The 15146-nt window shown below is 35.5% G+C and carries 15 protein-coding genes, 1 tRNA gene and 1 pseudogene; 11 read left to right on the forward strand and 6 right to left on the reverse strand.

Going from position 1 to position 15146, the window contains the following annotated elements:
- Positions 1–4: 4 nt before the first annotated feature.
- Genes DSM03_RS08920 through DSM03_RS08930 form a run of 3 tightly spaced genes read right to left on the reverse strand, consistent with a single transcriptional unit; the run spans position 5 to position 3686 of the window.
- Positions 5–1414: a bifunctional UDP-3-O-[3-hydroxymyristoyl] N-acetylglucosamine deacetylase/3-hydroxyacyl-ACP dehydratase gene (locus tag DSM03_RS08920; protein ID WP_128760787.1), complete on the reverse strand. Its 1410-nt coding sequence runs from the start codon at positions 1412–1414 to the stop codon at positions 5–7.
- Positions 1404–2432, reverse strand: coding sequence for a UDP-3-O-(3-hydroxymyristoyl)glucosamine N-acyltransferase (gene lpxD / locus DSM03_RS08925; RefSeq protein ID WP_128760786.1), 1029 nt, complete (start codon positions 2430–2432; stop codon positions 1404–1406). Before lpxD ends, DSM03_RS08920 begins: the two co-directional genes overlap by 11 nt.
- A gap of 24 nt (positions 2433–2456) precedes the next feature.
- Complete coding sequence (locus tag DSM03_RS08930; RefSeq protein WP_128761309.1) at positions 2457–3686, reverse strand: HD domain-containing protein; 1230 nt, start codon at positions 3684–3686, stop codon at positions 2457–2459.
- Positions 3687–3764: 78 nt separating this feature from the next.
- On the opposite strand from DSM03_RS08930, the gene porX reads away from it, so the two are divergent.
- The 5 genes from porX (at position 3765) to DSM03_RS08955 (ending at position 8329) form a co-directional block, all read left to right on the forward strand.
- Positions 3765–5315, forward strand: coding sequence for a T9SS response regulator signal transducer PorX (gene porX, locus DSM03_RS08935; protein WP_128760785.1), 1551 nt, complete (start codon positions 3765–3767; stop codon positions 5313–5315).
- Between the two features lie 20 nt (positions 5316–5335).
- Positions 5336–5743 carry a tRNA (adenosine(37)-N6)-threonylcarbamoyltransferase complex ATPase subunit type 1 TsaE gene (gene tsaE / locus DSM03_RS08940; RefSeq protein WP_128760784.1) on the forward strand — a complete coding sequence of 136 codons (408 nt, stop codon included), beginning with the start codon at positions 5336–5338 and terminating at the stop codon, positions 5741–5743.
- Between the two features lie 341 nt (positions 5744–6084).
- Positions 6085–6648: a hypothetical protein gene (locus DSM03_RS08945; protein WP_128763128.1), complete on the forward strand. Its 564-nt coding sequence runs from the start codon at positions 6085–6087 to the stop codon at positions 6646–6648.
- An 85-nt stretch (positions 6649–6733) separates the two neighbouring features.
- On the forward strand, positions 6734–7930 hold the full coding sequence (locus tag DSM03_RS08950; RefSeq protein ID WP_128760782.1) for an alanine dehydrogenase: 1197 nt from the start codon (positions 6734–6736) through the stop codon (positions 7928–7930).
- A gap of 15 nt (positions 7931–7945) precedes the next feature.
- On the forward strand, positions 7946–8329 hold the full coding sequence (locus DSM03_RS08955) for a hypothetical protein (protein WP_128760781.1): 384 nt from the start codon (positions 7946–7948) through the stop codon (positions 8327–8329).
- 62 nt (positions 8330–8391) lie between these two features.
- Here the strand turns inward: DSM03_RS08955 and DSM03_RS08960 are convergent, their stop codons facing one another.
- Complete coding sequence (locus DSM03_RS08960) at positions 8392–9570, reverse strand: proline dehydrogenase family protein (protein ID WP_128760780.1); 1179 nt, start codon at positions 9568–9570, stop codon at positions 8392–8394.
- A gap of 87 nt (positions 9571–9657) precedes the next feature.
- On the opposite strand from DSM03_RS08960, the gene aroB reads away from it, so the two are divergent.
- Together aroB and DSM03_RS08970 are read left to right on the forward strand one after the other, a co-directional pair.
- Positions 9658–10737 (forward strand): 3-dehydroquinate synthase, encoded by a 1080-nt coding sequence (gene aroB / locus DSM03_RS08965; RefSeq protein WP_128760779.1) that lies wholly within the window; start codon positions 9658–9660, stop codon positions 10735–10737.
- A gap of 75 nt (positions 10738–10812) precedes the next feature.
- Positions 10813–11139, forward strand: a complete 327-nt coding sequence (locus DSM03_RS08970) for a hypothetical protein (protein ID WP_128760778.1) — start codon at positions 10813–10815, stop codon at positions 11137–11139.
- An 82-nt stretch (positions 11140–11221) separates the two neighbouring features.
- Here DSM03_RS08970 and trxB read toward each other — a convergent pair whose 3' ends face one another.
- On the reverse strand, positions 11222–12178 hold the full coding sequence (gene trxB / locus DSM03_RS08975) for a thioredoxin-disulfide reductase (RefSeq protein ID WP_420813129.1): 957 nt from the start codon (positions 12176–12178) through the stop codon (positions 11222–11224).
- A gap of 233 nt (positions 12179–12411) precedes the next feature.
- Here trxB and DSM03_RS08980 point away from each other — a divergent pair, with 233 nt between their 5' ends.
- Positions 12412–13539, forward strand: a complete 1128-nt coding sequence (locus DSM03_RS08980; RefSeq protein WP_128760776.1) for a PQQ-dependent sugar dehydrogenase — start codon at positions 12412–12414, stop codon at positions 13537–13539.
- On the forward strand, positions 13536–13979 hold the full coding sequence (locus DSM03_RS08985; RefSeq protein ID WP_236638789.1) for a c-type cytochrome: 444 nt from the start codon (positions 13536–13538) through the stop codon (positions 13977–13979). The genes DSM03_RS08980 and DSM03_RS08985 overlap by 4 nt, the downstream gene beginning before the upstream one ends.
- On the opposite strand, the gene DSM03_RS08990 is transcribed toward DSM03_RS08985, so the two are convergent.
- Positions 13980–14426, reverse strand: coding sequence for a hypothetical protein (locus DSM03_RS08990; protein WP_128760775.1), 447 nt, complete (start codon positions 14424–14426; stop codon positions 13980–13982).
- 228 nt (positions 14427–14654) lie between these two features.
- Between DSM03_RS08990 and DSM03_RS08995 the strand changes: the two genes are divergently transcribed.
- Both DSM03_RS08995 and DSM03_RS19300 read left to right on the forward strand, forming a co-directional pair.
- Positions 14655–14729, forward strand: a tRNA-Pro gene (locus tag DSM03_RS08995).
- 329 nt (positions 14730–15058) lie between these two features.
- A pseudogene (locus DSM03_RS19300) lies at positions 15059–15146 on the forward strand (helix-turn-helix domain-containing protein); the annotation flags it as partial.

Below are 15146 nucleotides of genomic sequence, written 5' to 3' on the forward strand. Positions count from 1 at the left end.
AAATCTAGTCTTTCTTTACTTTTACGATTTGAGCCATAAGCTCTGCTTCAGAAACTAATTTACCGTTAACATATGCGCTTCCTTGCATATGACAGATTCCTCTGCGAATAGGTGAAAGTAAATCTAATTTAAAAATTAATGTATCGCCGGGTACAACCTGTTGTTTAAATCTAACGTTATCTATCTTCATAAAATAGGTAAGGTAATTCTCGGGGTCGGGTACCGTGCTCAATACTAATATACCACCAGTTTGTGCCATTGCTTCAACCTGAAGTACGCCCGGCATTACAGGCGCTCCGGGAAAATGCCCAACAAAAAATGGCTCGTTCATTGTAACGTTTTTTAAACCTACAACTCCCGTATCTGTTATTTCTAATATTTTATCTACTAATAAAAATGGCGAACGGTGAGGCAACATAGCCATTATCTCGTTTACATCTTTAACAGGAGGCTTAGATAAGTCAAATTTAGGTACGTTATTCCGTTTCTCTAATTTGATGATCTTCTTAAGTTTCTTTGCAAACTGGGTATTTACATAATGCCCTGGTTTGTTAGCTATCACCTTACCTTTTATGGGCATACCTACGAGTGCTAGGTCACCTATAACATCTAGTAACTTGTGACGTGCAGCCTCATTAGGATGATGTAATGTAAGGTTGTCTAAAATTCCATTAGGCTTAACTGAAATCGAATCTTTATTAAAAGCTTCTCTCAATTTATCCATTGTTTCTGGAGATAATTCTTTATCTACATACACAATGGCATTATTAAGATCACCGCCCTTGATCAAACCATGTTCAAGAAGCATTTCTATTTCATGAAGAAAGCTAAAGGTTCTCGAGTCTGATATTTCATCTTTAAATTCTGAAATATTCTTGATACTTGCATTTTGAGTACCTAAGATTTTTGTCCCAAAATCTACCATTGTAGTAAGTTGATACTCCTCTGAAGGCATCAACATTATTTCACTACCTGAATTTTCATCTACATAACTGATAACTTCAGTTACCACATACTCTTCTCTGCAAGCTTCTTGTTCAACAACTCCGGCCTTTTCTAAAGCTTCTACAAAAAACTTAGATGATCCATCCATTATAGGTGGTTCAGAAGCATCGAGTTCAATACAAATATTATAAATACCAAGTCCCACACAAGCTGCAAGAACATGCTCGCTAGTCTGAATGTGAACTCCCATTTTCTCAAGGTTTGTTCCTCTCTGAGTATTTACTACATAGTCAGCATTGGCTTCTATGATGGGCTGACCTTCAAGATCAACACGTTTAAAAAACATGCCAGTATTTTCTTCAGCAGGTTTAAAGGTTAGGGTTACGTTTTTGCCCGTATGTAAACCAACGCCGGTTAAGGAAACCTCACCGGCGATTGTTTTTTGCTTTCCTTCAGCTTTACTTATCATTGGATTTTTGTTTTTCCAAATTATTTATTTGTTGTACCAGACCTGGTAAATTTTTAAAATGTACATACGACTTGTTAAAGTCACTGTATGATAATGCAGGAGAGCCTTGAACCGTCTCATCATCTTTCAAATTACGCCCAATACCAGACTGAGCCTGAATCTTAACACGATCTCCTATAGTAATATGCCCCACAATACCAACCTGACCACCTATAAGACAATTTTTACCGATTTTAGTTGAACCGGCAATTCCTGTTTGAGCAGCTATAGCAGTATGCTCGCCAATCTCAACATTATGAGCTATCTGTATCTGGTTATCAAGTTTCACCCCTTTTCGAATAATTGTAGAGCCTAGAGTAGCACGATCTATTGTAGTACCTGCACCCACGTCTACATTATCTTCAATCACAACATTCCCAGTTTGCGGAATACGGCTATATTCACCAGAATCATTGGGAGCAAAACCAAAACCGTCTGCACCAATTATAGCCCCGCTATGAACGTAGACAGTATCTCCTAAAATACTATCTGAATAAATTTTAGCTCCTTGGAAAATCACACAATTATCACCTATAACACAATTGTCTCCAATATAAACATTCGGGTAAATTTTTACATTGTCCCCTATTTTCACATTATTACCTAAATAAGCAAAAGCACCTAGATAAATATTGTCACCATAAGTGGCATTTTCAGAAACAAAAACAGGTTCTTCTATTCCAGTCTTGTTAAGTTTTACCAGATTATAATATTCCAGAAGTTTTGAAAATGATTTATAAGCGTCATCTACCCGTATGAGCGTTACATCAATTTTATGTTCTGGTTGAAAATCTTTATTTACTATAGCTATTGAAGCTTTAGTCTTATATATATATGAGGTATACTTAGGGTTCGCTAAAAATGTGAGCGACCCTTGCTTTCCTTCTTCAATTTTTGAAAGTTTAGAAACTTCTATTTCGGGGTTGCCATCAACAGAACCTTCTAAAATTCCAGCAATTTGTTCAGCTGTAAATTTCATCATCGCAAAAATAGAAAAAAAGGGTTAATTTAAATGCTTCGGGTAACAGATATAGTTTTTTGTAATTACCTTAGATAAAGCCTTCAGACTCAGTTGGTCACTTGCTGAAATAACATCTACAACCTTTCCTTTTTTTGTCAAAATATTGATTGCTTCTTTTTTAAAGGTATAAGCTTGATTGGTTAATGTTCCCGTAAAAACAAAGTATTCTACTTCTTCTTCAGTTAAGTTATATTGCTGCTGCACACGTTCTTTTTCGTCCTCAATAAACTCATTTTTAAAGGGTTTCTTTTTGATTTTTATCCGAGGAAGTTCTCTGTTGATAATAATCTTTGAGAGTCTGCTCAAAACAAAATCATCTTCGGTACACCATGCTTTCATTGCCGAAATAATATCATAATCATCTAATGAAGCAAAAATATCGAGCGCGTTTTTATCAAATGCACCTTCTGCATTTTTCTTCTTTAAAAAGAAAGCTAATGGCTCACTTGCCGGCAATTCAACACCCAGTTGTGTCAACTCTTTTGCACGCATTAAAACACGTACTAAAATTTGTTCAGCAACAAGGCTAGTTTTATGTAAATAGACCTGCCAATACATAAGACGTCTTGCTACCAGAAATTTTTCGATGGTGTAAATTCCCTTCTCCTCTACCATCAGTTCGTCATCTTTAACATTTAGCATCGCCAGGATCCGGTCTGTGTTGATGTTTCCTTCAGCCATACCGGTATAAAAACTGTCACGTTTCAGATAATCTGTGCGATCCATATCTAATTGTCCCGATACCAACTGATGTAAAAACGGGCGATCGTAAGTTCCCTTAAAAATGTTAAGAGCAAGGGTTAAACTTCCGTTAAACTCCTCGTTCAGCGCCTGCATAAATTGAAGCGATATTTGCTCGTGATGTACGTCTTCTACGATACTATTTTCCATTGCATGCGAGAATGGTCCGTGACCTATATCGTGAAGCAAAATCGCAATCATCGCAGCTTGCTTTTCTTCTTCAGAAATCTCAACACCCTTTTGTTCAAGCTTTTCTAAAGCTTTCCGCATAATATGTAAGCAACCTATAGCGTGATGAAAACGGGTATGGTGAGCCCCGGGATATACCAAGTATGACATTCCCATCTGCGAGATTCTACGCAGGCGCTGAAAGTATTTATGTTCAATGAGATCAAAAATGAGTCCTTTAGGTATGGTAATAAACCCATAAATAGGGTCGTTAATTATCGTAAGTTTGTTAGAAGTCTTCAATAGAAAGGCTTTATAATTATTTACGCAAAAGCGCATTTGAATTGGTTTTATCACCAGTTCTATAACAAAGATACTATTATGAATACGATAAAAATACTGTGGGTTGATGATGAGATTGATTTACTTAAGCCACATATTCTTTTTTTAGAGAAGAAAAATTATGAAGTTACCACCTGTCAAAGTGGAACAGAGGCCATAGAATTAGTGGAAGAACAGAATTTTGACGTTGTTTTTCTTGATGAGAACATGCCAGGTCTTACCGGGCTAGAAACTTTAAGTGAAATAAAATCTAAAAGAGACACCTTACCGGTAATTATGATTACTAAAAGTGAGGAAGAATATATTATGGAAGAAGCGATAGGTTCTAAAATCGCAGATTACCTTATAAAGCCGGTAAATCCCAATCAGATTCTTCTAAGTTTGAAAAAGAATCTAGACACCAGTCGCCTTGTTTCAGAAAAAACAACACTCAGTTATCAGCAAGAGTTTAGAAAAATTGCGATGGATATGGCGCAGGTCAACTCCTATGAGGAATGGTCAGAACTGTATCAAAAGCTTATTTATTGGGAATTAGAGTTAGAAGCTATTGAAGATCAAAGTATGCAAGAAATACTTGAATCTCAAAAAACAGAAGCCAATAATCAATTCTTTAAATTCGTAGAACGTAATTATGAAGATTGGTTCACAGATGAAGACAGGCCAACAATGTCTCATACTTTATTTAAAGACAAAATTGTTCCTCATTTAGGCGAAAGTGAAGAACCTGTCTTATTAATAGTTATAGACAATCTTAGGTATGATCAGTGGAAATCTTTTGAACCTATTATTAGCAATTATTATAAGAAGGAAAGTGAAAGTACGTATTACAGTATACTCCCTACCGCTACTCAATATGCAAGAAATGCCATTTTCTCAGGTTTGATGCCTAGTGAAATGGAAAAAAAACATCCCGATTTATGGTTAAATGATACTGATGAAGGCGGAAAGAATTTAAATGAAGACAAATTTCTAGATGCTCAACTGAAACGCCTGGGGTTAAATTTAAAATGGGAATATCACAAGATCACGAACTTAAAGAGTGGAAAGAAATTGGTAGAGAACTTCAATTCCCTGAAGAATAATGACTTAACCGTGTTGGTTTATAATTTCGTAGACATGCTAAGTCATTCTAAAACTGAAATGGAAGTTATCAAAGAACTAGCCAGCAACGATAAATCGTATCGCTCACTAACTGAAAGTTGGTTTAAGAATTCCCCATTATTAGAAATGATTCAAAAATCTCAGCAATTAGGTTTTAAAATCATTCTAACAACAGACCACGGAACTATCAATGTGAAGAATCCTTCAAAGGTTATTGGAGATAAAAATACCAGTCTAAACCTCAGATATAAAACTGGCCGAAGCCTAACCTATGACAAAAAAGATGTTCTGGAAGCAAAAGAACCAAAAGCAATACACTTACCTACCATCAATATGAGTAGCTCCTTTATTTTTGCTAAAGGAGATCTTTTCTTCGCGTATCCCAATAATTATAACCATTACGTAAGTTATTTTCGCAACACCTATCAACACGGTGGTGTATCATTAGAAGAGGTTATTATCCCTTTTGTGGTTTTAAATCCCCGTTAGTTTAATTAAGAAGTACTACTATGGAATTGGATTATGATTTATCTGAAGTGAACAAAGTGGCCAAAGAATTAATTCATCAACTTAGATATGACACCATTTTATTTTATGGCGACTTGGGCGCAGGTAAAACAACCTTAATAAAAGCACTAGTTAAAGCGTTGGGCTCGAATGATACCGTATCGAGTCCAACTTTTTCGCTTATAAATGAGTATAAAACTGAAACTAATGCTAGTATATTCCACTTAGATTTATACCGTCTAAAGAATGAAAATGAAGCCTATGACCTTGGAATTGAAGAAATCTTAGAAAGCGACAGTATAAAATTAATTGAATGGCCTCAAAAAATTAACACTTTACTTGAAAATGATGTTCATTCGGCGAAATTATTTTCGATAAATGAAGCAACACGAAAAATTCAATTTATTTAAATTGTTAAATATATGTTAAAGGGTTAATACCTCTTTTGAAGAAATTTCTTACATTTTAAGCAATCATTAAAAGTTGTAGATAAAATTTGTTCGAGTAAGTTAATTATTCCTAAATTAGTCTGATAAATATAATCGTCGAAACGTGTTAAATAAAATGCTTAGGATGCAAAAGTAGTGCTATTATAAAATGCGGCAGTCTGTTTAAGGTTTTTGATATTTGAATCAACAAATCATTAATACTCAAACACATTTTATTATGAAAATTAAAGCATTACTCCTAGGTCTTTTAATTGCAGGTGCAACAGCAGTTACTTACACAGTTCAAGACAGCAAAGCAGATTATGCAGCAAAAAAAATCGAAAGGAGTCGGATCAAAATCCCTACTAACGGGTAGTCTTATTGCAGCTTTTATAACTGCATCTCCTTATTTTTTTTATTTATATGAAGGTTTCCCTCGCTCAAAAGTGTGGGAAACTTCTTTTTTAGGAATAAGTCTAAAATACGAAAGCGGTAATTTTGATGGTGTTGATGTTATAGCTTGGATTGTCTTTAGCAAAGCTGTCCCACTACTTTTATTTTTTATTTGGTTTCTAACTTGTAAACATTGGTGGTATCATGCTATTTTAGTTCCTATATGTATGTACTCTTTCCAAATTGTAAGTACGTTTAATGATGATTTAGCTTTTACCGATAGTGTGGATATTTATTATATGGCTCCAATCATTTTTATAGCATTAATATTTTTATATACTATTAGAATGAAAATTTTTGATCGGATTCATAACATTGATCTTTCTGAACTAGAACGTGTTTCACTTAAAGGAGAAATTAAAGATGAGGACGAACCAACTTCTCCATATTCCTCTGTTGATGAAGATGATGACGAGCCCCTGTTTATGGGTTAGTATCTAATAGTCATTCCTATAAATCATCTTTTCTATTCAATATATTTATACTTACTTTGAAGTCTAGTATTCCATAATTTTTAAAATGATTTCAAACAGTCCGTTTACACGCGAACAACTTATTCCTCAGGAAGAAAAACTTGAGATAGAGCAACGCAAAGGTTCTCTTTTTATAGGAATTCCTAAAGAAAATCATTTTCAGGAAAAACGAGTGTGTCTCACTCCAGATGCAGTAGGAGCTTTAGTAGCGCACGGTCATCGGGTTTTAATGGAATCTAAAGCTGGTGAAGATGCTCGTTTTACAGATCATGATTATTCTGAAGCTGGAGCAGAAATCACATCAGATCGTTCTAAGGTATTTGGTTGCCCAATGGTTCTTAAAGTAGAACCGCCTTCTCTAAAAGAACTCGAACTGGTTAACCCTCAGACAGTACTTATATCTGCTCTTCAACTTAAGACTCAAAAAAAAGAGTATTTCAAAGTTCTCGCCACTAAACGCATAACAGCACTCGCATTTGAATTTATAAAAGATGCAGATGGCACCTACCCTGCCGTTAGAGCATTAAGTGAAATTGCCGGGACTGCATCCGTGCTCATCGCTTCTGAGATAATGTCTCGGCAAGACGAAGGAAATGGGTTGATGTTTGGGAATATAAGTGGTGTCCCTCCTATTGAAGTTGTTATTATTGGTGCCGGAACTGTAGGTGAATTTGCCACTCGATCGGCGCTAGGTCTTGGTGCCAATGTAAAAGTCTTTGATAATTCGTTGACAAAGCTGCGTAATCTTCAGGTAAATGTGGGGAGACCCCTATATACTTCTACCATTCAACCAAAAAACTTATTAAAGTCGTTAAGACGGTGCGATGTAGCTATAGGAGCAGTTAGAGGTAATGATCGCTCACCGATTATTGTTACCGAAACCATGATCGAATATATGAAACCGGGCTCTATTATTATTGATGTAAGTATCGATATGGGCGGTTGTTTTGAAACCAGTGAAGTTACTTCTCATGATAAGCCGACATTTAAAAAGCATGGTGTTATTCATTATGGCGTCCCTAATATCCCTTCCAGGTATGCCCGAACATCCTCACTTTCAATCAGTAATATTTTCACACCATACCTTCTGGAAATTGGTGAACATGGAGGACTAGAAAATAGTCTGCGTATGAACAAAGGTTTAAAAAACGGGTTGTACTTTTACCGTGGAATTCTAACTAGCAAATCTGTTGCAGAGTGGTTTGATCTTCCGTTCAGAGATATTAATCTCTTGTTTTTTTAATTCTTAATAAATTACATGAAAGTTTTATATAGATTCGGTTTTTATCTGGGTGGCTTTGCAATTGGCCTTATTTTACTGGCTTTTTTTATTAAAGGTAGTGGTGTAGAATTACCCTCTTGTGATTATATGCCAAATGCTCGCGTTTTAAAAACCATTAGAAATAACGGATATTCCATTTCTGAAAATGCCGAGAGACAACTCAGCGCTTTAAAATTAGATACTACTGATCTCAATACGGTTTTCTTAGAAGGTGAAGTAGATTTTAGTACTAGTGATACTCAAAAAAAACCTTGTGGTCTCTACACCATACATTCTCAAAAGACAATGCCAACCCCAATCATTACAACTTTACAGCTTTGTGATGAAAAGTTTGAAGTTTTAACAGTTAAAAGAAAATAGTAAAACAGTTTTCAAAAAGTAAAAGCTCAATACCCTTATCAAGCTTTTACTTTTTCTTAAAATTATTTCTTGTGTTTTCTTCGTTTATATTCTTCCTTGATTAAGGTAAGTTCTCTATTTGTCTGACCGGCAACAGAAGTATTTTCTTCAGCACGTCTAATTAGGTATGGCATTACATCTTTAACAGGGCCAAACGGCAAATATTTAGCTACATTGTAACCTGCTTCTGCAAGATTAAAACTGATGTGATCACTCATTCCATAAAGTTGACCAAACCAGACTCTAGGATCGTCGTTAGCAATTTCCTTTTGTGCCATTATTTCAATAGCCAGATAATTACTCTCTTCATTGTGAGTTCCTACAAAGGCCCAAATATCATCAAGATTATCAAAGATATAAACCAGCATCGCATTAAAATGCGCATCTGTCTCGGGTTTATCTTTACAAATTGGAGAAGCATAACCATGCTTATCTGCACGAGCTCGTTCCTTTTCCATATAAGCTCCACGAACAATTTTAACTCCTAAATGATATCCTTTTTCAATACCATCCAGATGTAACTCTTTGAGATATGCTAAACGATCCCAGCGGTAACATTGTAAGGTTGTAAATACAATAGGTTTTTCTTTATTATATGTTTGCATCATCTCTAAAACCAAATCATCTACCGCTCCCTGCATCCAACTTTCTTCAGCATCTATGAGTAGTTTTATATCACAAGCTTTTGCTTTTTTACAAACTTCATGAAATCGTTCTTGAATACGTTTCCATTCTGCTCGCTCCTTGTCTGATAGTTTTTCGTTTTCAGTCACTTTACGCAAAACTTCAAACCTTCCAAAGCCTGTAGGCTTAAAAACAGCAAAAGGAATACCTGCTCTATCTTTAGCAAAATCGATAATGCTTACCACCCTCTTTAATGCGGCGTCAAAAAGTTGTTCTGTTTCCTTTCCTTCTACAGAAAAATCTAACACCGAATGTACATTTTTAGAATACATTGCTTCTATTGTATCCGTGCAATCTTTTTCACTTTCGCCTCCACAAAAATGATCAAATACAGTAGCCTTAACCAGTCTCTTTATTGGTAAATTTGCATTTAGAGCAAAATTTGTAACAACCGATCCTACTTTAACTAATGGCTGAAGCGATATCATTTTAAACAAATAATAGGCACGAGTCAGTTCACTATCTGATTTTAAAGAAAAAGCAGTTTTTGTATCATCAAATATTCTTTGTTCTAACATATTGAAAAATTAGGCGTCAAATATAGCTAAATCGCAAAGGGATTATTATAAAAAGATATTAATTTCACAGCCCAAAATAATTTTAACATGCAAGCAATTCAAGCAAAGGATTATAAGGTAGTTTTTGGTGCTCATGGCTATGAGAATCTAAATATCTTATTAAAAGAAAAAGATTATAGCATTCTATTTATTCTGGTTGACAGTAATACACACGAATATTGTTTAGCTTCTTTTCTTCAAAACCTTGAAACTACCCAGACTATAGAAATCATTGAGATTGATCCCGGCGAAGAATTTAAAAATTTAGAAACGTGCGAAGGAGTCTGGAATGTTTTATCTGAACTGAATGCCGATCGTAAAAGCGCTTTAGTAAATCTTGGGGGTGGCGTAGTTACAGATTTAGGAGGTTTTGTGGCTTGTTGCTTTAAAAGAGGTATAGATTTTATTAATATACCCACTACTCTACTTGCGATGGTTGATGCTTCCGTAGGTGGAAAAACCGGAGTAGACCTTGGTCCTTTAAAAAATCAAATAGGAGTTATTAGTAATCCCGAAATGGTCTTAGTTGACACTAATTATCTAGGCACGCTCCCTATTGAAGAATTGCGCAGTGGTTATGCTGAAATGTTGAAACACGGGCTTATACATTCTGAAAGCTACTGGAATGCGGTGAAGGAGGCTAAATATACTGAGCTTGAAAGTCTGGGAGAATTGATAAGACAGTCTATCGCTATCAAAAATGAGGTAGTTTTAGAAGATCCGTTTGAGCAGAATATTAGAAAAACTCTCAATTATGGCCACACACTGGGGCATGCAATTGAGTCTTATTTTATGGAACGTAAAGATAAAACTCGTTTACTTCATGGTGAGGCCATTTCTGTAGGAATGGTTTTAGCTAACTTTCTTTCTACAGCACTTAGATCTTTAGATAAGGAAACATGCAATGAAACTTCTAAAGCTATATTAAGCTTTTATCCTTATGTGAATTTTGAAGAAAAAGATATTGAAGCGATCATTACTTTGCTCAAATACGATAAGAAAAACAGTCATGGCATCATTTATTTTGTACTCCTTGATGCTATAGGCAAACCGGTACTAAATCAGGAAGTTTCAAACGAACTGATTTTTAATGCTTTTGACTATTATAAAAATTTAAGCAAGAAATAATTGATTAGTCTTGCAGAACCCAATCGTTTTTTTTTACATTTAACCACACATTGCACCAATTATTAAAAACTATTTATGCGTCGCGTTATTGTTGATTTTAAGAAGCTTACCCCTGAGATTTTAGCACTCTTGGTTGATAAGTACCCCTACGGATATGATGATGATCAAATCATATCTTTTAAAAATGCAAAAAATGAACTCATCGAGTGTGTTGAAGTTCGTACTGCAGATACCATCTATCTGGTTAAAGTGAGTAAAAAACTTGAAACCTCTATGGAGAATTATGATGTAGACGATTACGATGATGAAGATCTAACAGAACCAATCAGTGAAATTCCTGAGAAAATTGCTGATGACGATGAAGATCTTGTTGAAGATTCTGATGAAGAGGACGAAGATTAATTCGTTTCAAAACATTCTTTACAAATAAAAAATGCTCTCCAATTATGGAGAGCATTTTTATTTAATCTATTTGAAGTAAACGTTAAGCTTCTACTTCTTCTTCTATAGACGCTAAATAACGTTCTGCATCTAAAGCAGCCATACAGCCAGACCCGGCAGCGGTAATTGCTTGTCTATACTCTTTATCTTGCACATCTCCACTGGCAAAAACTCCAGGCTTAGCAGTTTTAGTAGATTTAGCTTCGGTAATGATATAGCCCGTATCGTCCATTTCTAACTGGCCTTTAAAAATATCAGTATTGGGCTTGTGTCCAATAGCGATAAATAAACCGGTTATTTCAATTTCTGAAATTTCTTTAGTCTCGTTATTGATCATTCTAAGCCCTTCAACAACTTGCTCACCTAATACTTCGTCAACTTCAGTATTGTACAAAACAGTAATATTCTTACGAGAATTTACGCGGTGTTGCATTGCTTTAGAAGCACGCATCTCATCTTTACGCACTAACATAGTAACATGCTCACATATATTTGCAAGATAGGTTGCTTCTTCTGCAGCGGTATCACCCCCACCTACAATGGCGACGTTTTGTTTTTTATAGAAAAATCCGTCACAAACTGCACAAGCCGATACACCACCACCACGCAGCTTTTGCTCACTAGGCAACCCGAGATAACGAGCTGTAGCTCCAGTTGATATAATTACGGTTTCTGCTTCAATTTCAGTTGTATTATCTACAACTGCTTTGTGAATACCACCTATTTCAGAAGAAAATTCAACCTTAGTGATCATCCCTATACGCACTTCGGTACCAAAACGTTCTGCTTGTTTTTGCAGTTGCACCATCATAGTAGGTCCATCTATTCCTTCTGGATAACCGGGAAAGTTATCAACCTCTGTGGTTGTAGTTAATTGCCCACCAGGCTCCATTCCGGTATACATCACAGGCTTTAAATCTGCACGCGAAGCATAAATCGCAGCGGTATATCCTGCAGGACCAGATCCTATAATTAGACATTTAATTCGTTCTACTGACATATAAATTATTTTAGTCCACCATGTGGAATTTTAAATAAAAGACCTCTATCAAAATTAAGAAGCCACAAAAAGGCATTAAATATTCTTACAAAAATACTTCTTTAAAGACACTTTATAAAAAGTTACAAAGCACAATTATAAGTCGTTATTAACATTGCAAATTTACAGACATAGGTGTGTAAAAAAATTGCATTGAAGTTTGTTTTGATTATTTTTAAATCAAATAAATTGATATGAAAAAAGGTACACTTGTATTCCTTGCATTACTTACTACATTTTTAGCCTGCGGTCAAAACCCAAAAGAGGTTAAAGCAAATGATATTCCTATAACAGTCTCTGAAGCATATAGTCATGAAGTTATTGTTCCAGATCTAATAAATCCCTGGGGAATGGCTTTTTTACCTGACGGAAGTTTGCTCGTTACTGAAAAATCTGGCGAGCTTATTCACTTCAAAGAAGGTGTTAAAACTGAAATTTCGGGAGTTCCTGAAGTGTATAATCGTGGCCAGGGAGGTTTATTGGATATCCGCTTAAGTCCAGATTATGCAAATGACAACTGGATTTATATCACCTACTCGTCTACCGAAGGTGACGAAAAAGGAGGAAATACCGCACTGATGCGAGCCAAACTTTCCGGGAACAGCTTAACAGATCAAGAAGTTCTTTACAAGGCTTCACCAAATACTACTAAAGGGCAACACTGGGGAAGCCGAATTGTTTTTGATAATTCTGGTCACGTTTATTTTACCGCAGGAGAACGCGGCGAACGAGATGTTAACCCACAAGATGTAACACGTGATAATGGTAAGGTGTATCGGCTTAATCTGGATGGAAGCATTCCTTCAGATAATCCGTTTGTAGGACAAGCAAATGCCAAAGCGGCCATCTGGTCCTATGGGCATCGCAATCCGCAGGGAATGATTATTCATCCTGAAACTCAAGAAATATGGGTTCATGAGCACGGTCCACGCGGTGGTGATGAAATTAATGTAATCAAAAAAGGAGCTAATTACGGTTGGCCTGTGATTACTTACGGTATTAATTATAGCGGCACAGCTATAACAGACGAAACTAAAAAAGAAGGTATGGAACAGCCTCTTTACTATTGGGTTCCTTCTATTGCTCCAAGCGGAATGGCTCTGGTAACCGGAAATAAATATCCTGAGTTGAGTGGAAATATATTAGTAGGTTCTCTCAAATTTGTTTATCTCGAAGCACTTTATTTAGCAAATGATAAGGTAGTTAAAAGAGAGAAACTACTAGACGGTATTGGCCGTGTGCGTAATGTTGTTCAAGGTCCTGATGGCTTTGTATATGTAGGTGTTGAAGGAGTAGGAATTGTGAAACTCATCAAAAATTGAAGACTTTAATTCTTATGGCATCGAGTATTTTATTGCTGTTTGTTTGTATTCAAAACAAACCTGAAAAAACATTCAGTGCAAACTATATATCCATACAACAAGACACTTTACTTACAGCAAGTATGAAACGAGGCAAAGTTGTTTACGAAGACTTTTGTATGCAGTGCCATATGGAAACAGGAGAAGGTATACCCGGCACGTTTCCTCCTCTAGCACAAGCCGACTTTTTACTTGAAAACAGAGTGAAAGCCATAAAAGCTGTAAAATATGGCCTAAAAGGAGAAGTAAAAGTAAACGGAGCCATCTACACGAGTATTATGGCTCCGTTGGGCTTATATGATGATGAAGTGGCAGATGTTATGAATTACATCCTGAATTCCTGGAACAATACATCATCAAAAATGGTTACTGAAAAGGAAGTAGCGCAAATTGAAAAATAACTATTCAATACGCTTATAGTTTTCAGAAAATATTCGATTACCTTCTTCATCAACAGTGATTTGACTGTATTCATTTTCAGAAATCTGAAGTTCGAATGTAAATATTCTTAGCGTATCAATTACATTCATCATACTTTCAGAGCCATATTCAAGCGTTTCAATAAGTTGATCTTCTGATGCTACATAGCTACCGTAACCAAACCATTCAACAGAGTCTTTGGGCACATAGCGTGTCCACATAACATGATCTTTTGTATACATTTTAATTTGGCGATAACCATCTGTAGTGGGTACGGTATCTGTTATTTCATTTCCATCATAATGGTAAAAACCTTGGAGTTCCCAGGTGCCTATGATTAACTCATCGTTATCCTGTTTTGGGAATATCTGATTAGTACTCGATGAAATAGAGATCAAAAAAAGTAAAGTAATAAGTGAAAGTTTCATAATATACGAGATTGAGGAATTCAACATTTATCTCTTATTAAGTTACAAAAAATTCATAATCAACAAACTATATCGTTGTAATTTTTAAATAATTAAGTTAAACAGGCTGCTTATTAATTATTTTCTATAACTATTTTAATTTTATGTATCTAGTTAATAAGTGTAATAGATTCTAGTCTAAAGTCTTTAGTATCTAATCCAAATATTTATATTTGCACCCTGAAATTTCGGGATGTAGCTTAGTCCGGTTAAAGTGCGCGTCTGGGGGGCGCGAGAGCGGAGGTTCGAATCCTCTCATCCCGACGAACTGTTAAAGTGAATTTAACACAAATAAAAGGTAATTATATGAAATACATATAGTTACCTTTTTTTATGATGCTAATTTAATACAAAGAATGTTAAGGAAATCGTGAGCTAATCGTGAGTTATTTCCCTTAATCGTGAGTTAATCGTGAGTTCCTTTTTGTAAATTAGTGATGTATCTCCTAGAGATAAATCTTGTTTGACTTTCGTAATTCAATCAGTGTTTAATTAAACAGAATTGGTTATGCGCAGCAAACAAACATTTTCAATTTCCTTTTTTGTTCGAAAAAAGAAAAATCAACCAGAGAAAGCCTTACTCTACACAAGGGCTTCAAATTAGTCCGGGAACCCTACAAAACTTACGCATTAACGGCACCATACCCTTCACTAAAGTGGGCGGTATCATCTACTACGATG

Origin of the sequence: Leeuwenhoekiella aestuarii (assembly GCF_004104055.1) — a bacterium.
Taxonomy (GTDB): Bacteria; Bacteroidota; Bacteroidia; order Flavobacteriales; family Flavobacteriaceae; genus Leeuwenhoekiella; species Leeuwenhoekiella aestuarii.